The following is a 21,809-nucleotide window of genomic DNA, read 5'->3' on the forward strand; positions in this document are numbered from 1 at the left end:
CACCGCATCTGGTAATCCCCAGTTGGAACAGCTCAACCAGCAGATCAATGCCTATCACCATCTACAGAGCAAACAATTCAGCGCCCGTGGAAGCGTACGCGATGCACAGGTTGGCTACTGGTTTCAGCTCGAAGGCCATCCCGAACTGACCCAGCACAGCGCAGACGACCGCCAGATGATCATTGTGGGCAAACACTACAGCAATCAAAACAACCTGCCCAAAGAACTACAACAACAGCTCAACTACAGCGTACCCGAACAACGCCACCACAGCGAACTGACCTTGGTTCGCCGCAACATCAAAATCGTACCCGAGTACCACCCGCAGCAACACCGCCCACCGGCACATCCGCAACGCGCCAAAGTGGTAGGGCCAGAAGGCGAACAGGTACATGTGGACGAATGGGGACGCATCAAAGTCCGGTTCCTGTTTACCCGAAGTGAAGACCACAGCCATGATGGTGGCGCAGGCAGCAACGACAACGACACCGACTCGGCATGGGTCGATGTACTGACCCCATGGGCAGGCGAAGGCTATGGCGCCCGCTTTTTACCCCGTATCGGCGAGATTGTGGTGATCGACTACTTTGATGGCGATATCGACCGGCCCTTTGTGCTTGGACGCATCCACGAAGCGCAGCGAAGTCCGACCAAATTCGACATCAAAGGACAGTTACCGCATACCCGACACCTGAGTGGCATCCGCTCCGAAGAAATTCAGGGCAGTGGCTACAACCAGCTCCGCTTTGATGACACCACAGGACAGATCAGCAGCCAGCTCCACAGCAGCCATGGCGCGACCCAGCTTAATCTGGGTAATCTGAGCCATCCCAAAGAACAACTGGAAAGCGGAGGCCGAGGCGAAGGTTTCGAACTACGTACCGACCAGTGGGGAGCCGTACGGGCAGGTGAAGGGCTACACCTCAGCACCCACAAACAAGAGCAGGCACAGGGCCAGCACCTAGATGCGAAAGAGGCCAGCCAGCAGCTTGAAAGCAGCCTGAACAATGCCAAAGCCTTAAGTGAAGTGGCCAAGAATCAGCAGACTGACCCGCTTGAAGTATTAGACAACCTCAAACAGTTCTTGGAACAAATCGAACAACAAGACCAGAACAAGGCAGCGGCATTTAAGCAAGCACTGATGATCTTAAGTGCACCTAGCAGCATCGCCATGAGCAGTAATCAAGATATCCACCTGAGTGCAGACGGGCAACTGAGCCAGCATGCAGGAGAAAGCCTGAACTTCAGCACGCAAAAAAGTCTGATTGCACACGCCAGTGACAAGATCAGTTTATTTGCAGCACAGCAAGGAGCACGCCTGTATGCTGGAAAGGGTAAGATCGAGTTACAGGCACAAGGAGATGGTGCGGATCTGATTGCACGGAAGGATATTCAGATTATTTCCACGGAGGAGGCGGTGTATATCACCAGCCCGAAAGAAATAAATTTAACCGTAAATGGTTCGCAGCTTAAACTAAATGATTCGGGTGTTTTTTCAACTACTGGTGGAAAATTTGAGGTGAAGGCGGGACAGCATATATTTGAGGGTGGGGAGAAAGTTACTGTTCCTGAAATGAGTTTTAATGATTCGCCTTGTTATTTAACTTATCGAGTGACTGATACGCAAGGTAAACCTTTAAAAGATAAGCATTATGTAATGTATCTTGCGGATGGAAGTGTAAAAAAAGGGAAAACGAATGGGTTGGGGGAAACTGAGAGCGTCAAAACTTCTGGACCTCAAAAAGTAAATATCTTAATTGATGATGAAGATCATGATGGATATCACATTAGTCAACTCAACTAAGTTTAGGCAGTTCTATGACGAATAAAGCACAATACAAATTAAAATTATTACTTGGTGAAAATGGAAGTAAACCATTGGCCAATACTGCATATGTTATTACAGCTCAAGGTAAAATTTTATCTAAAGGTAGTACATCGTCAGTTGGAGAAACAGCTGTATTTGAAGTTAAGGGTTTAACTTCTATACAAGTAAAAATTTTCAATCCAAAGCATAATAATGGAAAAGGTGGTTATATTTTTCCAGAACTATTTAATCATAAAGCTTCAGATATTTTGATCAATAATAATGTGTTGGATAGTATTAATGATTTACAGAATAAAAAAATCAATTTAGATGAGATTTTTAAGAATAAAAATCAAAAGAACGCAAATATCTTAGTTCCAGAAAAAAAGATTAAAGTTACAACATTAAGATTAAGACCATATATCATAGTTGACCTGAGAGATCACTTGAAACGTACTTTTAAAACACGTTTAAATTATGATGTGTTAGATGCTAGTGGTAATATTATTAAAGAAAATAATAAAGAATTAAAGGGTTTAAAGACTGAAAAAGCTGGTTTAACACAATTGTATTACTCAAATGAAGCAGTAAAGTTTAGATTTTACAATGGTGATTTAGGTAGTGTTAAAGTTAGTACCGATTTAATCACGCCTTTTTTTTCACATCAGGAAGTTTTAAAGATTCAGTATGTCAAAACTGCACCAGCAGTGACTATGCCAGATATTAAAAATACAACTTTATTGGCTGGTAAGCAAAATATTCCAATCATTGTAGATCCTGTTACCAAAGAAATTTACGTATTAAGCCCTCAAGATTTTAAAGATTTTTTAGATGTCTCGGGTAGCTTAACGAATGCTATGAAGACGTTGCATGAGCGGCGTGAGAAAGTAAACACATTAATGGCACTTGAAGCAAAAACACCTGAACAAATCCGAGAGGCTGAAAAAAATCTAGGGATCGCTCAAGATGAGGCAATAAAAACTCTAAATCAGAAATTTAAAAATCAGGCTGATATTCGTGAAGTAATTGCATTTGAGATGTTTACCACCTCTGATGGTCGACAAAAAATGAACGCGATGCGTAAATACACCAATGAAAGTCAACATATAAAAAACAAAAATAATAGATTAAACAAATTTGAATATCGTCTGAATTATGAGGTTCCTTGGAATGCTTCTACCCAAACAGCTAAAACAGGGCATAAAGACAATACATTAATGACGATTGATCGTGAAAAGTTTAAAGAAAACTTTACAAAAACGGTTGAGGGTATTCATGCAGAAGTTTATAAAACCAAAGGTGAAAAATCGATTACGCTTGTTCCAGACCCTAAAATTTTTGGAATTACAGCAACAGAGTTAGTTGAGAGTTACAAAACAAGCGATTCTTCAACAGTGGATGTTCAAGCACAATGGTTAAGATTGATTGCAAGTACAGGCTATGATGGCACCTTGAAATGGGGAGCGAAAGGGCTTCAAGCGAGTGGCTCAGCTTATGCACAGGCAAAAATGGTACTTCTTGAAGGAAAGAAAAAATGGCTATGGGCTTATCCTAGTTTACAAGGTTGGGTGATGCAAATTGACAATGTTCCTTTAGGTGCAATTCGTTTTATTTGTGGTGCAGAAATTTATGGTTTTTCTGGAGCAGTGTTCGCAGCATCATCAGCTTTTGCTGTCACAATTGATAATAATTCTGGTAAGCAGATGCTTAGCAGTATAAGACGTGATCCTAAGGCAACTTTGGCCAATAGTCTAAATTCATCTAAGCGAGCCATATTAGATATTAAAAAAGGTGGTATGGATGATCAAGTTAATGAGGATAATAAGTTTAATGCAGGAATTAATGCTTTTGCAGGAATGCAAGCAAATATCACTCCTTTTGGTGGATTACAGTGGCTAGATCCTGAAAAGCCAAAAGACTTTTCTGACTTGGCAAAAATTTCTCCTACTCTAGGTTTGAGTGCAGGTGTAGGTGGAAGTGCAGATTTTAGTTTGTATTACGATAATGGTGCTTTTAGATTTAAAGCGAGTATAGCAGCTTGTTATGGTGTGGGTGGAAAAGGAGCATTGGAGTTTACAGTTGATTTAAATAAGATAGATCAACTAATCAAATTTGTTGCTTATCAACTGACCTATGTATCTTTTAAAAAACTAGTTTATATGTTGCATAAAGACTTTATTTTATTACATAAAATTAGTATGCTTTTGCCATTTGAAAAGAATAATAACTTTATTAACAAAATTGAGTTGATAAATTTTGAATTTCAAAAGTTCAAATCAAAAATGAATATAGCAGAGCAGCGTATTGCTATATGTCGTAAAATCAATACTAAAGGTCAATGGTTAAAATATTTAACTCCTGAGAGTAGAGGGTGTTTTCTATATCACATTACGCGGCATGGATTACTTACTCGAATAAATGATCCATCTGAATCTGAAGGCTGGTGGATATTGGGCACAGATAAGGAATATGATTTTCCTGAACATAAAGAAGCTGTGTTGAATTTATTTAAAAGCGTGACAGTTGTGAGTCACTGGGCCAATACGCTTCAACATATGCATCCTGATGGTGAAATATCAACTCAAAGTATTTCAGAAAATGAAAGTGAGTTATTAGATTTTCTAAATTTAGGACGTAAAGGTGGAGTGCTGCCTCTAGCTGATCTGAAAAAAATCAAAATTTTGATTAATCAAGATCATAATTTTCCGAAAGATTATCATTCAGGTAATAAATATATTGATGAATATATTAAAATGCGCGGAGAGCGCATATTGGCCTATCCTAAAGACTATATGATTGCTAATTTTGATAGCCAAGAGTTTAAAAAATTACAGCTTGCTCAAGGGTTGATACAATCTGATATATTTTTGGCGCAAGCACCTACACCGATCGATCAAATCGATTCAGATAAATACGAAATCACACAGGATCAGACATGGATGGCTTAATTCCAACCATGTCTATGTAATGACTATTTAGTTTGGGCAAATGGTTTTGACGCGTTAGAGGCACAACGAACAGCTGTAGAAAAATTAGGATTAACAATTTGATATAAATTATCGTCCTTATCAAACTGAGGATTGGTATCCTTGCCACTTCTATAAATTGTCGTTACGCTACCTCCAATTTGCAAGCTTTTTGCAGCGCCCACTTGATATGTGCTTCGAACCGATTTGAGTGTCCCTGTTGCTGGGCCTTGAGGGTTTTTTTCTGGTGAATGCTTATAATACTGAGGATCAAACCAATCCGACATCCATTCATAGCTATCAGTTGCTAAATCATAAAAGCCGAGTGGCGTAGGATTGAATTTTCCTAAAATTGGAATCGGAACGCCATCTAAATCATAAGACTTACTTACTTGATCACGTTGTTCATCACTCCATACATTTTGTCCTGGTTCATATTCACCATTATCCGTTGGATAGATGACATATTGTCCACGGTTTCTGGCAGCATATTCCCATTGCGCTTCGGTTGGTAGGGTCATAGGTATTCCAACTTGTTGGCCTAGCCATTGGCAATAATCGTGTGCTTGTTTCCAGCTCACACCTGCGGGTGCATTCGGAACGCGTAACTTTTTGGAAATTTCTTCCATTGCAATTTTTTTCTGCCCAGTCGCTTCAGTATAAATGTCAAACTCATCAAAGGTGGTTTTATACGCATTTAAACTAAAACTATCTAGCGTAACTTTATGTAGAGGCATCGCTGCATAAAGGCCAGTGATGGGTAATTTATCTTTACGTGTGACGTGACCAAAATCACCCATCATAAAGCTTCCGCCCTCAACAAAAATCATATTCTTTTTTGTTTTCTCAACGAGTTTTTGAATTTTTTGTTGTAATTCGGCTGAAGGCTGAGCTGCTTTAGTGGAGGTTTCTGTCGATTTTGCACAGGCACTTAAAGCAAGAGTTGAAAATAAAAAAATTACAAGATTTTGTTTCATCATCTTTTTATAAGTCATAACGTTACACATATTGCATAAATTTTAATTGAGATATGAATTCTTGAAAAGAAACTTTATGTTAAGTGATTAGAGTTAGCTGTATTTATCAATGAACAAATTTAATCGCTTATAACATGTCATTTAACTTTCTTTATTTGAGATAAATGGTTTAGGCGAGTTAGAGGCGCATCTGACTGCTGTAGAAAAATTGGGGTTCGCTTTTTGATACAAACTATCATCCTTATCAAACTGAGGATTAGCTTCCTTACCACTTCTATAAATTGTCGTTACACTACCGCCAATTTTTAGATCTAAAACACCTGCCACTTGATATGTACTTCGAACCGATTTGAGTGTTCCTGTTGCTGGACCTTGAGGGTTTTTCTCTGGTGAGTGTTTATAATACTGGGGATCAAACCAATCCGACATCCATTCATAGCTATCAGTTGCTAAGTCATAAAAGCCTAAAGGTGTCGGAGGAAACCGACCAAGTTTTGGAACTTTTACTCCATGAAGATTAGGTATAGATTTACTAAATTCACGTCTTTGTTCATCACTCCATACATTTTGTCCTGGTTCATATTCACCATTATCCGTTGGATAGATGACATATTGTCCACGGTTTCTGGCAGCATATTCCCATTGCGCTTCGGTCGGCAGTGCCATTGGTATCCCCACTTGTTGGCCTAGCCATTGACAGTAATCGTGTGCTTGTTGCCAGCTCACACCTGCGGGTGCATTCGGAACGCGTAACTTTTTGGAAATTTCTTCCATTGCAATTTTTTTCTGCCCAGTCGCCTCAGTATAAATATCAAAGTCATCAAAGGTGGTTTTATACGCATTTAAACTAAAACTATCGAGAGTGACTTTATGTAAAGGCATCGCTGCATAAAGGCCAGTGATGGGTAATTTATCTTTACGTGTGACGTGGCCAAAATCACCCATCATAAAGCTTCCGCCCTCAACAAAAATCATATTTTTTTTGGTTTTCTCAACGAGCTTTTGAATTTTTTGTTGTAATTCGGCTGAAGGCTGAGCTGCTTTAGTGGAGGTTTCTGTCGATTTTGCACAGGCACTTAAAGCAAGAGTTGAAAATAGAAAAATTACAAGATTTTGTTTCATCATCTTTTTATAAGTCATAACGTTACACATATTGCATAAATTTTAAGTGAGATATGAATTCTTTAAAAGAAACTTTGTGTTTAGTGATTAGAGTTAGCTGTATTTATCAATGAACAAATTTAATCGCTTATAAAATATCATTTAACTTTCTTTATTTGGAGTAAATGGCTTTGACGCGTCAGAAGCACAACGAAAAGCTGTAGAAAAATTGGGGTTCATTTTTAGATAAAAACTGCCATTTTTCACTAAACTTAAGAGAATTAGCTTCCATCATAGTTCAGCTTTATTACATAAACATATTCTTAAAAGTTTATTGAGCAATATGATTTCGAAATAAATAAGCCCGCACCTAAAATCTATCATACAATAAATTAGTCTTCTTATAACAGAGTACTCTTTATAGAGAAAATCTCTAGATCTGATTTGATCTGAGTGCTCAATAGTATGTACAACTAAAAGGCAAACTTATTCTGATATAACTATTAAATGCTATTTTATAATCAAATTGTTCAAAATTATTTAGTAGTAACGTATTTTAAGGATATTGGTGTTGAGAAGAATGAAAAATGAGTATGTTATTATTTTTAATAAAGGATAAAATAATAATTTTTCAAGAGCTAAAAATAATTTAACTTACATGTATGCTAATTTTTATTCTGACTATAGTGAAGCTAAATTTTGGCTTGAAAAACTACTAGTAATGGCTATGAATCAGCAAAGAAAGTATTAAAATATTTTTAAGGCTTTCTTTTGGAGCTCAAGGTTAAGTATATTGTAAGGCCGATAATTACAATAATTATTAGTTGAATTTCAAAAATAAAATTTATCATCCATGAGTTTCTAAACGATAGATCTTTTTTAAGGATTAAAACTTTTGCTTCTTTTGTTTTGGGTGAAATAAAAACATAAACTTCATTATTTTTATTAATTTCTTTAAACAAAGATATATTTCTGTTTTTTAATTCATTACAGTCTTCAAATAAATTTAATCTATAAAAAACTAAAAAGTCATTTTTTTTAAATTCATAAATATTATTTTTGTAATTGTATCTTATTTTTAAATTTCCTCGAGCACTTCTATCCATTCCTCTTCTCCATGGAGAACTTGAACAATAAACTTTATAGTCTAATATCTCAAAATAATTTATTTTTATCCAATTGCTATGTGTAAAAATAAAAAAATTTGATTTAATGAAGTAGGATGATGTTATAATTAATGCAGTAACAAAAATAAATGATAAAGTTAGAAAAAATCTCATAAAATACTTAACCATTGTTGTAAGATTGCAGGTATAACAGATCTAAATATAATTGAATTCTTAGTCGAAATTTTATTGAATGCATAACTATCTATCGATACTGGGTGGTTGTCAATCTTTTGATATATTTCGATATATATCGGAGAAACAGAATTTACCTTTCACTATTCCTAAAATAATTAGTCCTAAGTGAAATTTTTTCACATTAAAAGAGGATGCCAGTTGGTTTTGAGGAGCGATCTTTGATAGCGCAAAATTTAGAAATATTAGCACCATTTGAGCAGGATGAATTAAATCCAACCGTTTATCAGGTATAACCTGATAAACGGTTAATAATTAATTATTAGCTACACAGCGCACAGAATTTTTTCTATTATAATCAAAAGAATACTTGGATTTAGAATAGTGTTCTATAAGTTCTGGATCTGCTACAGGGTGCATTGCATTTCTTCTCATTGTTTTACCAGTAAATGTTTGCAATGGTTGTCCATCTGCTGGTGCAGAACTTCGTACTACTTTTAAAGTTCCCGTGTTTGGACCTTGAGGATTTTTCTCTGGCGATTTACTGTAGTATTCGGGATCATACCAGTCCAGCATCCACTCATAATTATCCGTAATCATATCGTATAAGCCCAGAGGAGTTGGTGGGTATTGTTTTAAAACTGGGACATCTCTCAAAGATTTAAATTTCTTATTTGATGTTTTCCTTTGTTCAAAACTCCAGACATTACGACCGTTATCAATTTTTCCATTATCTGTCGGATATAGAATATATTGTCCTCGATTACGGGCTGCATATTCCCATTGTGCTTCTGTCGGTAAATCCATCTTTAAATTAAGTTGCGTACCAAGCCATTGGCAATAATTACGTGCTTGTTGCCAGTTAATTCCCGCTGCAGCTTCAGGAACCCTTTCTTTAATTGAGTATTCATCGAATCTACCTACTTTTTGTTGTCCTGTCACATCGGTATAAACATCGAAATCGGCATAGGTGGCTTTGGTGGCACTTAAATAAAAATCATCCAAAGTGACTTTATGCAGAGGTTTACTATCTCCATTACTGTCGTATGGGAGTTTATCAATACTATGTTCTGGGCCAAAGTCACCCATCTTAAAACTTCCGCCTTTCACAAAGATCAGATTTTTTTTGGTTTTCTCAAGCAATTGTTGTAATTGCTTTTTTTGTTCAGAAGAAAGGTCTTGTTCGGTCACTGGTGTAGAAGTTTGTTGAGTAGTATCTGATTTGGCACATGCACTAAGCGAAAGGCTTGAAATTAAAAGAATTACAAGATTCTGTTTCATCATCTTTTTTTATAAGTCATAACTTTATACATATTACATAATATTTTAAGTAAGATATGAATTCTTGAAAAGAAACTTTATGTTAAGTGATTAGAGTTAGCTGTATTTATCAATGAATAAATTTAATCGCTTATAACATGTCATTTAACTTTCTTTATTTGAGATAAACGGTTTTGGTGAGTTCGATGCGCATCTGACTGCTGTCATGTCATTTGGGTTGAGATAATCTTTATCTGATTCATCAACTTTGGGTTCAGGATTTTCACCACTACGATAAATTGTCGTTACACTACCTCCAATTTGTAAGCTCTTTGCTGCGCCTACTTGGTATGTGCTTCGAACCGATTTGAGTGTTCCTGTCGCTGGACCTTGAGGGTTTTTCTCTGGTGAATGCTTATAATACTGAGGGTCAAACCAATCCGACACCCATTCATTCCCATCGGTTGCCATATCATAAAAGCCTAAAGGAGTAGGTGGGAATCTTCCTAAAATAGGAATAGGCATATCCACACCAACAGTTTTTTTAACTTTTTGTCGTTGTTCATCACTCCATACATTTCTTCCCGGTTCATACTCACCATTATCCGTTGGATAGATGACATATTGTCCACGATTTCTGGCAGCATATTCCCATTGTGCTTCGGTCGGCAGTGTCATTGGTATTCCAACTTGTTGGCCTAACCATTGGCAATAATCGTGTGCTTGTTGCCAACTCACACCTGCCGGAGAATTTTCTTGACGGAAAAATTTTGATACTTTTTGAGTACTGATTTTTGGCTGTCCAGTCGCCTCAGTATAAATATCAAAGTCATCAAATGTAGTTTTATACGCATTTAAACTAAAACTATCTAGCGTAACTTTATGTAGAGGCATGGCTGCATAAAGGCCAGTGATGGGTAATTTATCTTTACGTGTGACATGGCCAAAATCGCCCATCATAAAGCTTCCACCCTCAACAAAAATCATATTCTTTTTGGTTTTCTCAACGAGCTTTTGAATTTTTTGCTGTAATTCGGCTGAAGGCTGAGCTGCTTTGGTGGATGTTTCTGTCGATTTTGCACAAGCACTTAAGGCAAGAGTTGAAAATAAAAAAATTACAAGATTTTGTTTCATCATCTTTTTATAAGTCATAACGTTACACATATTGCATAAATTTTAAGTGAGATATGAATTCTTTAAAAGAAACTTTGTGTTTAGTGATTAGAGTTAGCTGTATTTATCAATGAACAAATTTAATCGCTTATAACATGTCATTTAACTTTTTTATTTAAGACAAACGGTTTAGGTGAGTCAGAGGCGCATCTTACAGCGGTTGCACTATTTGGGTTAATAGTATTGAAAGCATTGTCATCCTTATCAAATTTAGGATTAGGTTCCATGCCATATCTATAAATTGTTGTTACACTACCGCCAATTTTTAGATCTAAAACACCAGCCTCCTGATAAGTGCTTCGAACCGATTTGAGTGTCCCTGTCGCTGGGCCTTGAGGGTTTTTCTCTGGTGAATGCTTATAATACTGAGGATCAAACCAATCCGACATCCATTCATAGCTATCAGTTGCTAAATCATAAAAGCCGAGTGGCGTAGGATTGAATTTTCCTAAAATTGGAATCGGAACGCCATCTAAATCATAAGACTTACTTACTTGATCACGTTGTTCATCACTCCATACATTTTGTCCTGGTTCATATTCACCATTATCCGTTGGATAGATGACATATTGTCCACGGTTTCTGGCAGCATATTCCCATTGCGCTTCGGTCGGCAGTGCCATTGGTATCCCCACTTGTTGGCCTAGCCATTGACAGTAATCGTGTGCTTGTTGCCAGCTCACACCTGCGGGTGCATTCGGAACGCGTAACTTTTTGGAAATTTCTTCCATTGCAATTTTTTTCTGCCCAGTCGCCTCAGTATAAATATCAAAGTCATCAAAGGTGGTTTTATACGCATTTAAACTAAAACTATCGAGAGTGACTTTATGTAAAGGCATGGCTGCATAAAGGCCAGTGATGGGTAATTTATCTTTACGTGTGACATGACCAAAATCACCCATCATAAAGCTTCCGCCCTCAACAAAAATCATATTTTTTTTGGTTTTCTCAACGAGTTTTTGAATTTTTTGCTGTAATTCGGCTGAAGGCTGAGCTGCTTTAGTGGAGGTTTCTGTCGATTTTGCACAGGCACTTAAAGCAAGAGTTGAAAATAAAAAAATTATAAGATTTTGTTTCATCATCTTTTTATAAGTCATAATGTTACACATATTGTATAAATTTTAAGTGAGATATGAATTCTTGAAAAGAAACTTTGTATTAGCTAATCAGAGTTTGAAGTATTGCCATAAATAGTTTAAAAGATTTTAACTATTTTTATATTAAACTTATATTTAGCGTGTAGCTAAAATAGTTGAAATATATGTTCTTAAAATTCACTTCGATTATCACAATTCACATAGGATTTTTTATCATTATCAGAAAAAATATCTGAAAGACCAGGTTCTGGTACTCCTAAAAAGCAGAATTTTTATAATAATTTTTAACTGATGATCGTGTTCTGATGAGTGTTATGAAATATCGAAAAAATCTCAAAGGAAAAGATCCTTATCCAGAAAATTATTTTGATCAAGAAAAGTAAGCCACCGTAGTGGCTTTTTTATGGATCTATTATTGAATTGGAGAGCCACCTAGTGCCTGCATGAGCGTGACATAGGCATTGTATTGGCTTTGTTTGGTATTGACCAAACTTAAGCGCGCAGTTCGCGTTGTTTGCTGCTGATCTAATACATTTTTAAGCGCAATCGCGCCATTACGATAACGCACATCGGTCAGGCGTTCTGCTTTCTCTGCCAGTTCGAGATTTCGTTGCTGAAATTGAACTTGCTGATTCAACTCGGTACGGGCAGAAAGTGCATTTTCAACATCGGCAAAAGCCTGATACAAGGTCTGACGATACTGAATAATGGCTTTTTCATAATCGAGTTGACTAATGGCAATATTCTTCTTCATGTCATTATATTGTAAAAAAGGCAAACTCAAATTCGCACCAAGCGCCAACACTGGGTTTTTAATCAGCTCTGTGAGTGATGTGCTGCTTGAACCTAAACTTCCCGTTAGACTGATCGATGGATAATAACTGGCCGTGGTAGCATCTTTAGTTGCCAAGGTTTCGCGTAATCTCAACTCAGCTGCACGTAAATCCGGACGTCGTGACAAAATGCTGGCAGGCAATCCCGCTTGAATTTGCGGTAAATTGACCTGAGGCAAGCGCTGTGGTTCTTGGATATTTAACTGCTGTACAGGAATGTGTAACAGTACAGCCAACGCTGTGCGGGTTTCTACCAAGCTTTGCTGGATCTGGCTTAAGTTGGCTTTTTGACTTTGGACCGATTGTTCGGCTTGTGTTAAATCCAGCCCGGAAACAGCACCTGCTTGGTATTGGGTATTCACCAAGCTATATAGTTTTTCAGAGGTGGCCAAGCTTTGTTGTGCGGTACTTAAGCTTTCATTTAAGTAAGCCAGTTGCCAGTAGAGCTTCGTAGTGGTGCCAATCAGGGTTTGTGCAGTCGCCTGTAAATCTTGCGCTGTGGCCAATGCTTCCCATTTGGCTGCTTCGGTCTGACGCGCCAATTTACCAAATAAATCCAGCTCATAACTTACCCCGGCATTGAGCGAGAGGCCATTTGAACTTCTATCACCCGAGTTTACGTCAATATTCTGACTACTCGAAACACTTGAATTAACGCGTGGGCCTTGCTGATCTGCAGCCAAGCCAGCTTTTAATCGAGCCTGCCGAAGTGTAATACCTGCCACAGCCAAATCAGTATTTTTGGCAATCACCTGATCGACCAGTTGATTGAGCTGTGTATCGCCAAATAATGTCCACCAGCGGTCGGCATAATTGGCATAATTTGATGCGACTTGGGTCTTGTCGTATTGAAAGCTCGAAGGTGTTTGTACAGCGGGTGCATGATAGGGTGTTTTCACCATTGCAGCACAACCGACCAACGTCGAGGAGGCAACGAGCATGGCACACAGCGTAGTAAGTTTAGATGATGGCATGAGAGCTCCTCTTATTCTCTAGACAAGGCCGCAACAGGATCGAGCTGAGCAGCATTTCTGGCGGGTAAGAAACCAAAGACCACACCAATCAGGGTTGAGCAAACAAAAGCCGCAACAATCGAGGTGGTTGAATACGCCACTGCAAAATTCCCGGCGGCAACTTTGTTGATAAGCTGTCCTAATCCTAAGGATAGTAATACGCCAAGCACACCACCGATTAAACACACCAGAATGGCTTCAATTAAAAATTGCTGCAAAATATCGCTTTGACGCGCACCAACCGCCATGCGTACCCCAATTTCTTGAGTTCGTTCCGTCACAGAAACCAGCATGATATTCATAACCCCAATTCCCCCAACAACCAGTGAAATGACTGCAATGGCAGACACCAAAAGCGTCATGGTGCTGGTGGTTTTTTCAATGGTCTGACGGATACTGTCACTGTTCATGGTGAAAATATCTTGCTGACCGTGTCGCAAGGTAAGCAAGTTCACAATGGCATTTTCAGCAGCACTGGTGGAATACTGATCATTAATACGAACGATAATGCTACGCACATTCGACTGACCCAGCATACGGCTCATCACAGTGGTGTAGGGCATATAGACGTTCAGGCTATCATCTGAACCCATTGCGCTGCTTTGCGGCTCGATAATGCCGATAATTCGAGCCGGTACGCTACCCAGTAAAATCACTTGCCCAATCGGGTTGGTTCCATCTGCAAAAAACTGCTTTTGGGTATTGGTATCAATTACCACATCTTGCGAGCGATCCCGCACGCTGACTGCATCAAAACTTTGCCCATCTTTAAAGGTTAAGCCACGCACGCCAAAAAAGTCATTTCCTACACCATTGATGGTGGCGGTGGCTTCATTCTCTTGATAACGAATAGTTTTGGAGCTACTCACCATCGGCGAGACTGCTGTAACATAAGGTTGAGTTGCCAAGGCATCGGCATCTGTTGGAAGCAGTGTTTTAAAGTTGGCGGTTTTGGAATTATCACCAAAGCCACGACCTTGAAAGACCGTAATGGTATTGGTACCCAAACTGCTGATATTTTCTAGAATCTGCTTCTGTGAGCCGTTTCCGAGCGCGACCACAGTGACCACAGATGCAATACCGATAATAATCCCGAGCATGGTCAGAAAGGTGCGCATGCGGTGTGCATTCATCGAAATCAGCGCCATCTGAAATGCTTCAGACAAGCGATCTAAAAATGATCGCCAAGATGACACACTTTGACTTTTACTCTGCTTGTGCGCAAGGGCGGGTGCAGCATCAGGATCTGGTTCAGCTTTTTGTGTAGCGGCGGACTCAGGAGTATTGGCGCGGTCAGCAATAATCTCGCCATCACTGATCTCAATAATTCGGGTGGCATTTTTGGCCACTTGCATATCGTGCGTTACAATAATCACGGTATGACCTGCCGCATTGAGTTCACGCAAAATCCGCATCACCTCGACACCGCTATGCGAATCGAGAGCACCGGTAGGTTCATCGGCTAAAATTACATCGCCGCCGTTCATCAGCGCACGGGCAATCGAGACACGTTGTTGTTGACCACCCGACAGTTGACTTGGCCGATTTTGGGTTTTACTGCCCAGTCCCAACTCGGTTAACAGTGCTGTTGCACGCTGTTTACGTTCGGCTGGATTAACACCTGCATAAACTGCTGGAACTTCCACATTGCCTTCTGCAGATAAATCTCCGAGCAAATGATAACGCTGAAAGATAAATCCGAAATATTCACGGCGGAGCTTGGCCAGATCATCGGGTTCAAGTTTTCCGGTTTCTTGCCCACTCACTTTATAGCTGCCGCTGGTCGGTCGATCCAAACAGCCCAAAATATTCATGAGGGTCGATTTACCCGAACCGGACTGGCCGACAATTGCCACCAGTTCGCCTTCGTAAATCGTCAGATCAATATTTTTTAAAATTTGTATGGTGCTATCGCCAGCAGGGAACTCTCGTACCAGATTGCTGACTTCAAGCAAAGCTTGTTTGGTCATGCTTAGAATCCCATTGGTCCACGACGACGATTACCACTATTGGCGTTAGCAGCTGAGGTATCTGCACTGTCAGCAATCACCACCTGATCACCTGCTTTAAGCCCTGCCAAGACCTGTGCACTGACTCGGTTGTTAATACCAATCAATACTTGTTTTGGCTGCACCGTGCCATCTGCATTTAATACACGCACCACACTAAGCGTGGCTTTTCCTGCGTCGACTGCCTGCTTTTGCTCTGCGGTTAAGTTCAGGCGTTCGAGTTTAGGTGCATCAGTTTTGTCTTTTTTATGGCTGGCTGTCGCCGAAGATGCAGCAGCATTTTTATTACGATTCGATTGACCCTGACCATTTGCTGAACGTGTCGATAAGGCAGAAGACGGGACCAGTAAGGCATGATTGACCGAATCTAAAACAATATAGACCTGAGCTGTCATATCAATACGTAATTTGCCATCTTCATTGGGTACATCAAACAGGGCGTTATAATAAATTGCGGTGCTACTGCTTGAACTAGATGAGTTACTAGATGAAGTGGATTCACTAGAAATTGAGTCTGGTGCCGGTTCAATCTGACGTAGTGTTGCATAGCGCTTTTTATCATCGCCTAAAGTTGTGAAATACACCTGCTGGCCTTTTTCCACTTTCATGATATCGGCTTCGCTGACTTGGGCTTTAATCGTCATGTTCTGTAATTTTGCAATTTTCACAATCGTTGGAGCCGACTGGTTGGCGTTTACCGTCTGACCTTCTTCCGTCACAATGGCCACTACCGTTCCATCGGTCGGCGCCACAATGCGGGTATATCCGATATTGGTTTGTGCCGTCGAACGCGTCACTTTAGCCGATTCAATCTGCGCATTAATCGCTTTAATCTGAGCTTGAGCCGTTTTGTAGCTGGCTTCGGCAGATTCAAGTTCGGCTTTAGACGTGGCATCTTGTGCAAACATTTGCTGCTGACGACGATACGCCAACTGTGCCTCATTCAGATTGGCTTCTTGTTGTAAACGCTGAGCTTCTAAATTACGAATATTAGCATCTGCGGTTTTTAAACTATTTTCCTGCGTGGTCGAATCGATTTGCGCAATCAGTTGCCCTTGTTTCACTTCATCGCCCAACTGAACGTACATCTTCTTCACCTGACCAGATACCTGTGCACCGACACTAATCAGTTTGGTGGCATCCAGTGTACCGGTTGCCAGTACCGTATTTTCAAGATTACCGTAGTTTGCTGTTTCGGTGATGTACTGCGGTTGCTGTTGCTTAGGTTTTAAAAAGAACCAAGCCAAAAGGGCAATCAGCACAACACCAATAGCAATAATCACAAGTCTAGATGGTTTTATTTTAGGCATAGCGATACAGGCAAAGTAAGAAGGACTGGCGCTAGTATAGAAGTGAAATGAGAATAAAACGTGAATATTTTTATTAATTTAGTTCAATCAAATACATTCATCAGGCTGGTTGGGCAAACAGCGAAGTACCACATAATTCGGCCAGCGCCTGTAAAATCAAGTGCTCGGGGTTTTCATCCGACATGCCTTTAATGGCACTGTCGATACGTAACAATAAGGCAGGCCAGTTTAAAAAACACTGCGGATTTAAGCGACGCAGTGCCTGCTGATAATCTGACACTTTGGTTTTCCAGATTCCCAGTTGTAATGCATTTTGCGGTTGCTCAAAGAGCTGCATCAGCAAACGCATTTCTTTGCTTAATGTCCACAAAATCAGACTATGGGGTTCTCCCGCACCAATCAGATATTGAAAGATTTTGACTGATTGCGCCAGATTGCCACGTAACATGGCATCACTTAAATCGTAGGTGGTATAACGTGATTGATCTTGCAGGCAGGCATACAACTGTTCAATTTGAATCAGTTGATGGTCAGGGAAGGTATCGCTTACGCGCATGAGACTGTTTTTAGCCGCAAGCAGATTATGCTCGTGGTGTTGCATCAGCCATGTCCAAGCATCCTGATCCAGTTGTATCCCAATTTTTTCTGCTTCTTTTGCCAGAATGCGCTGACGATCTTGTGGATACTGTGCGCTCAAATGCGCAATTACGCCATTGGCTTCAACTGTTTGAAAAAAAGATGACTTTAGACTTGAGGCATCCTGTTTAGGCAATACCACCAGCAGCAGATTATGCTCATTGTGCTGCAAGTAACTTTTGAGTTGCTTGATACCGTTGGCATCGGGCTTGATGTTGCCATGCACTTCTATTGCCAGTTGCTGCGAAAAAAGCGATAGGCTATTTAAACCATTAAACACGTTTTTCCAGTCACTTACGCTACCAATGTCATAACGCTGCCGCTCGATCTCTTGCGCCTGCCAGCTCTTACGAAAGGCATCAAGTAGATTTTGCTCGAGCAAAGGCTCCTGACCGTGAACAATCCAAGCACCGCGGGCCTCATCGACTCGCTTAAGTGCTTGTAAGTAATCCAGTTTCATACGAATGACACAGCCTTAAGGCTGAGCAGTGACCTGAGGTAAACGATTATTTGAAATCTGACGAGCAATTTGCTGTGCCACATCATCGACAATGATATGGTTCAGATAAATCTCTTGCTGGTTGTCGGTGTTGACCGTTGCCACATCGTATTGATAGTTACGTGTTGCGGTAATGGTTCTTGGTTCTGTCAGCGCATGACCTTGACGATCTTCAATTTGGAAAGTCACAGTCAAACGCAGCAGCACCTCAGTGAGTTTACCGTTCAGAAGCTGTCTGCGCGGGGTGTAATCGAGTACACGAAGCACATAGGCATCATTGGCCTGACTGATTTGTGCGCCAGACGCAGTGAGATAAACACTCAACTGCTTTTCTAGCTCCTCAGTATTGGCTGGTAAAGCCAACTGAATTTTAGTGTAAGCCATCGGACTGGCAGATGGATTCATTCCTTTCAAATGAAATCCACAGCCGACCAAGCCTGCACTTAGACCTAAAGTTAAAACAACTGCTGCTAAACGTTGAACTAAGTGCATGCTTGTTCCTCTTGACGCTTGTTAGAATTAAACCACTAGGTTAACCAGTTTGTTTGGCACCACAATTTCTTTTTTGGTTGGACCTGTTAAAAATTGCTGAATTTCCGGTAACGCTTTGGCTTGTGCCAACAGCTCATCTTTAGAAATTTCGACCGACACTTCCAACTTACCACGAAGTTTACCATTGACTTGTACAACGATGGTTTGTGTATTTCGTGTCAATGCAGACTCATCCACCGTTGGGAATTGTGCTGAAATCAAGTCGATGCCGAATTCTGCCAGTAAGGTCTGACTCAAGTGCGGTGCAAATGGTGCCAGCAAGGTCAGCAAGGTTTCAATGGCTTCACGCGCAACAGCAGCATCGTCAGCAGTTTGAACTTCAAATTTGCTGGTGGCATTGAGTAATTCCATCAAGGCTGCAATGGCGGTATTAAATGCATGACGGCGCTCAATATCATCGCCCACTTTTTGAATGGTTTCATGCGTTTTACGGCGCAAGTCTTGTGCATCTTTAGATAGCTCGCCAGCAATTGCTGCCTGCGCATAGCCTTTTTCCAAGAATCCAGTCGCAAGGCGCCAAACACGCTTTAAGAAACGGTTAGAACCTTCTACGCCTGCATCTGACCATTCGAGTGATTGATCAGGTGGGGCAGCAAACATCATAAACACGCGTGCAGTATCTGCGCCGTATTGATCAATAATCGCTTGTGGATCAATGCCATTATTTTTGGACTTAGACATTTTTTCTTGTCCGCCAATCACCACTTCTTGTCCGTCGCCACTGTATTTGGCAGAGACAATACGGCCTTTTTCATCGCGTTCAAGCAAGATATCGGCAGGGTTGAACCAGGTTTTTTTGCCACTTTCGCTTTCGCGGTAGAATGTATCGGCCAGCACCATGCCTTGAGTCAGTAGATTGGTAAACGGCTCATCGCCTTGAACCACGCCTTCATCACGCATGAGTTTGTGGAAGAAGCGCGCATATAACAAATGCAAAATCGCGTGTTCTACGCCACCAATGTATTGATTGACCGGTAACCAGCTTTGCGCTGCTTCTGGTTTGACCATTCCGCCGGTAAAGTCAGGAGAGGCATAGCGTGCATAATACCAAGATGACTCAACAAAAGTATCGAGAGTATCGGTTTCACGGCGCGCATGACCACCACACGATGGGCAAGTCGTTTCGTAAAACTCAGGCATTTTATTGAGTGGATTACCCGATCCGTCTGGAACAACGTCCGTCGGTAATACCACAGGTAACTGCTCTTCTGGAACCGGAACCTGACCACAGCTATCGCAGTTGATCATTGGAATTGGACAGCCCCAGTAGCGCTGGCGTGATACACCCCAGTCACGTAAACGGAACTGAACTTTCGAATTTGCTAAACCTTGTGGTTCTAATTTTGCAAGGAATGCATCAAATGCTGCTTGGAATTGCAATCCATCAAATTCACCAGAGTTGACCAGAATTCCATCTTTAGAGCCGTACCATTCTTGCCACGTGTTTACCGAATACTCAGCATCATCTGCGCCTTTGGCATCAATCACTTGCTTGATCGGTAGATTGAACTTATTGGCAAACTCGAAATCACGCTCGTCGTGAGCAGGCACAGCCATCACAGCACCAGAGCCATACGACATCAGCACATAGTTGGCAATCCAAACAGGAAGGGCTTCACCTGTGACCGGATGCTTAACCGATAAACCAGTCGACATGCCTTTCTTTTCAGCGGTGGCCAAATCGGCTTCGGCAACCGAGCCCATACGGCATTCTTCAATAAATGCCGCCAATTCAGGGTTATTCTCGGCTGCTTTAAGCGCCATTGGATGCTCTGCGGCAACCGCTACATAGGTCACACCCATCAGCGTATCGGCACGTGTGGTATAAACTGTTAAAGCATCGGCATAAATTTCTGGGTTAGCCGATGGGAACGTGATGTCCATGCCCGTTGAGCGACCAATCCAGTTACGCTGCATGGTCAAGACCTGTTGCGGCCAGCCATCTTTGAGCGTATCTAAATCATCTAACAGTTCTTGCGCATAATCGGTGATGCGGAAGTAATACATCGGAATATCGCGCTTTTCAACCAAAGCGCCCGAGCGCCAACCACGACCATTTTCAACCTGCTCATTGGCCAAAACGGTTTGATCTACCGGATCCCAGTTGACGGTAGAGAGCTTGCGATAAATCAGGCCTTTTTTATACAACTGCACAAAGAGCCACTGTTCCCAGTGATAGTATTCTGGTGTACAGGTGGCAAATTCGCGGTCCCAGTCAATCGATAAACCGAGTTTTTTCAGTTGGTCGCGCATGTAGGCAATATTTTCAAACGTCCATTTTGCCGGTGCGACTTGATGTGCAATAGCAGCATTTTCGGCAGGAAGACCAAACGCATCCCAGCCCATAGGTTGCAGTACCGTTTCACCTTTAAGGCGATAAAAACGGCTGATCACGTCGCCAATGGTGTAGTTACGCACGTGACCCATATGCAGTTTGCCACTTGGATATGGAAACATCGACAGGATATAACGATGTTTTCCTTCAACAGTGTCTGCGACTTTAAATGCTTTGCGGTTTTCCCAGTCGTTTTGAACCTGAGATTCGATCGCATTGGCTTGATATTCGGCGTCAATGTGTGCGGTAGTCATAAATGTATTGGCAACAACAAAATGAAGTTAAAAAATATTGCTGCACAGCATAGCGCAAAACCCATAAAGAAGTGAATCATGTGGGCAGGTATTTTCAGGCAGATGCGTAAAAACTTGCAAAGCGATCTGAAAATAATTGAACAGGCCTCGTTTAAAAAGTGCTGCTTGACGGTGTGCGAGCCGGTGTTTTCATGGTGGGATTGCTGCGATCAGTGATGTCGCGCTTTGATGATTCGCTAGAGATAGCAGGTGCGGTGGCTGGCGTACTGGCAGGGCTTGAATTACTCCCAAGTGATGATGTGGCTGTAGGTGTTGGCGGTGTCGTAGGGCTTGATGTAGCAGCAGAGGTGCTGGATGTTGAGCTGTACGTATCTACTTTGCCTTGCTTTTTTGCACCTTTGGGCGGTGGCGTTTTGGTGTAGTGGGTCGAACCTTGAGCATCGATCCACTTATAATAGCTTTGGGCGTAAAGCGTGTTAGTCGTAAAAGCAACGCTGCTAATTAGCACTAAGGACATCATGATTGAAAGGTGATTCTGTTTTATTTTTTGCATTTCAGCGCACTCGACCATGCATCATATCGAGTATTAATAGCATATTTGATCGAGAGCGAAAATAAATCCTGTGCAGGAGATGATTGCGAAAACTGTTTAAAAATTATTCAGGTTTAAATTAATGCCAAAAAAT

15 protein-coding genes are annotated in these 21,809 nt (G+C 40.9%); 3 read left to right on the forward strand and 12 right to left on the reverse strand.

Features of this window, described 5'->3' with window-relative positions; translation table 11 throughout:
- Both L2096_RS12840 and L2096_RS12845 read left to right on the forward strand, forming a co-directional pair.
- On the forward strand, positions 1-1,804 hold a 1,804-nt coding region (locus L2096_RS12840; RefSeq protein WP_250365584.1), incomplete at its 5' end, for a DUF2345 domain-containing protein.
- A gap of 14 nt (positions 1,805-1,818) precedes the next feature.
- Positions 1,819-4,755 (forward strand): hypothetical protein, encoded by a 2,937-nt coding sequence (locus L2096_RS12845; protein WP_250365585.1) that lies wholly within the window; start codon positions 1,819-1,821, stop codon positions 4,753-4,755.
- A gap of 23 nt (positions 4,756-4,778) precedes the next feature.
- Here the strand turns inward: L2096_RS12845 and L2096_RS12850 are convergent, their stop codons facing one another.
- The 12 genes from L2096_RS12850 to leuS all read right to left on the reverse strand — a co-directional run bounded on the left by L2096_RS12850 (position 4,779) and on the right by leuS (position 21,123).
- Complete coding sequence (locus L2096_RS12850; RefSeq protein ID WP_250365586.1) at positions 4,779-5,768, reverse strand: formylglycine-generating enzyme family protein; 990 nt, start codon at positions 5,766-5,768, stop codon at positions 4,779-4,781.
- A 123-nt stretch (positions 5,769-5,891) separates the two neighbouring features.
- Positions 5,892-6,890: a formylglycine-generating enzyme family protein gene (locus L2096_RS12855; RefSeq protein ID WP_250365587.1), complete on the reverse strand. Its 999-nt coding sequence runs from the start codon at positions 6,888-6,890 to the stop codon at positions 5,892-5,894.
- 719 nt (positions 6,891-7,609) lie between these two features.
- On the reverse strand, positions 7,610-7,957 hold the full coding sequence (locus L2096_RS12860; RefSeq protein ID WP_228205124.1) for a hypothetical protein: 348 nt from the start codon (positions 7,955-7,957) through the stop codon (positions 7,610-7,612).
- A 510-nt stretch (positions 7,958-8,467) separates the two neighbouring features.
- Positions 8,468-9,436, reverse strand: coding sequence for a formylglycine-generating enzyme family protein (locus L2096_RS12865; protein WP_025095850.1), 969 nt, complete (start codon positions 9,434-9,436; stop codon positions 8,468-8,470).
- Positions 9,437-9,577: 141 nt separating this feature from the next.
- Positions 9,578-10,564 carry a formylglycine-generating enzyme family protein gene (locus L2096_RS12870; RefSeq protein ID WP_025095851.1) on the reverse strand — a complete coding sequence of 329 codons (987 nt, stop codon included), beginning with the start codon at positions 10,562-10,564 and terminating at the stop codon, positions 9,578-9,580.
- Positions 10,565-10,683: 119 nt separating this feature from the next.
- A complete protein-coding gene (locus tag L2096_RS12875; protein ID WP_025095852.1) occupies positions 10,684-11,682 on the reverse strand; it encodes a formylglycine-generating enzyme family protein in 999 nt (332 codons plus the stop codon).
- A 412-nt stretch (positions 11,683-12,094) separates the two neighbouring features.
- Complete coding sequence (locus tag L2096_RS12880) at positions 12,095-13,456, reverse strand: efflux transporter outer membrane subunit (RefSeq protein ID WP_370685439.1); 1,362 nt, start codon at positions 13,454-13,456, stop codon at positions 12,095-12,097.
- 44 nt (positions 13,457-13,500) lie between these two features.
- Positions 13,501-15,498 carry a MacB family efflux pump subunit gene (locus L2096_RS12885; RefSeq protein ID WP_250365588.1) on the reverse strand — a complete coding sequence of 666 codons (1,998 nt, stop codon included), beginning with the start codon at positions 15,496-15,498 and terminating at the stop codon, positions 13,501-13,503.
- Positions 15,499-15,500: 2 nt separating this feature from the next.
- The gene (locus L2096_RS12890; protein WP_250365589.1) at positions 15,501-16,847 is read right to left on the reverse strand and encodes a MacA family efflux pump subunit; all 1,347 of its coding nucleotides are present in this window, start codon (positions 16,845-16,847) and stop codon (positions 15,501-15,503) included.
- A gap of 100 nt (positions 16,848-16,947) precedes the next feature.
- Positions 16,948-17,943, reverse strand: coding sequence for a DNA polymerase III subunit delta (gene holA / locus L2096_RS12895; RefSeq protein WP_119025999.1), 996 nt, complete (start codon positions 17,941-17,943; stop codon positions 16,948-16,950).
- Positions 17,944-17,958: 15 nt separating this feature from the next.
- A complete protein-coding gene (locus tag L2096_RS12900; RefSeq protein WP_004940589.1) occupies positions 17,959-18,474 on the reverse strand; it encodes an LPS-assembly lipoprotein LptE in 516 nt (171 codons plus the stop codon).
- A gap of 27 nt (positions 18,475-18,501) precedes the next feature.
- Entirely contained in the window at positions 18,502-21,123 is a 2,622-nt protein-coding gene (leuS, locus tag L2096_RS12905) for a leucine--tRNA ligase (protein WP_250365590.1), read from the reverse strand.
- Positions 21,124-21,314: 191 nt separating this feature from the next.
- Here leuS and L2096_RS12910 point away from each other — a divergent pair, with 191 nt between their 5' ends.
- Positions 21,315-21,545, forward strand: coding sequence for a hypothetical protein (locus L2096_RS12910; RefSeq protein WP_151764238.1), 231 nt, complete (start codon positions 21,315-21,317; stop codon positions 21,543-21,545).
- Positions 21,546-21,809 lie beyond the last annotated feature (264 nt).

This window comes from Acinetobacter sp. ACZLY 512, assembly GCF_023614015.1.
GTDB lineage: Bacteria > Pseudomonadota > Gammaproteobacteria > Pseudomonadales > Moraxellaceae > Acinetobacter > Acinetobacter soli.

Excerpts from the sequence above, each read along its gene's own strand:
- L2096_RS12845 (WP_250365585.1), top strand. The coding sequence starts at position 1,819 with ATGACGAATAAAGCACAATACAAATTAAAATTATTACTTGGTGAAAAT.
- L2096_RS12850 (WP_250365586.1), bottom strand. The coding sequence starts at position 5,768 with ATGACTTATAAAAAGATGATGAAACAAAATCTTGTAATTTTTTTATTT.
- L2096_RS12855 (WP_250365587.1), bottom strand. The coding sequence starts at position 6,890 with ATGACTTATAAAAAGATGATGAAACAAAATCTTGTAATTTTTCTATTT.
- L2096_RS12860 (WP_228205124.1), bottom strand. The coding sequence starts at position 7,957 with ATGGATAGAAGTGCTCGAGGAAATTTAAAAATAAGATACAATTACAAA.
- L2096_RS12865 (WP_025095850.1), bottom strand. The coding sequence starts at position 9,436 with ATGATGAAACAGAATCTTGTAATTCTTTTAATTTCAAGCCTTTCGCTT.
- L2096_RS12870 (WP_025095851.1), bottom strand. The coding sequence starts at position 10,564 with ATGACTTATAAAAAGATGATGAAACAAAATCTTGTAATTTTTTTATTT.
- L2096_RS12875 (WP_025095852.1), bottom strand. The coding sequence starts at position 11,682 with ATGACTTATAAAAAGATGATGAAACAAAATCTTATAATTTTTTTATTT.
- L2096_RS12880 (WP_370685439.1), bottom strand. The coding sequence starts at position 13,456 with ATGCTCGTTGCCTCCTCGACGTTGGTCGGTTGTGCTGCAATGGTGAAA.
- L2096_RS12885 (WP_250365588.1), bottom strand. The coding sequence starts at position 15,498 with ATGACCAAACAAGCTTTGCTTGAAGTCAGCAATCTGGTACGAGAGTTC.
- L2096_RS12890 (WP_250365589.1), bottom strand. The coding sequence starts at position 16,847 with ATGCCTAAAATAAAACCATCTAGACTTGTGATTATTGCTATTGGTGTT.
- holA (WP_119025999.1), bottom strand. The coding sequence starts at position 17,943 with ATGAAACTGGATTACTTACAAGCACTTAAGCGAGTCGATGAGGCCCGC.
- L2096_RS12900 (WP_004940589.1), bottom strand. The coding sequence starts at position 18,474 with ATGCACTTAGTTCAACGTTTAGCAGCAGTTGTTTTAACTTTAGGTCTA.
- leuS (WP_250365590.1), bottom strand. The coding sequence starts at position 21,123 with ATGACTACCGCACACATTGACGCCGAATATCAAGCCAATGCGATCGAA.
- L2096_RS12910 (WP_151764238.1), top strand. The coding sequence starts at position 21,315 with ATGGTGGGATTGCTGCGATCAGTGATGTCGCGCTTTGATGATTCGCTA.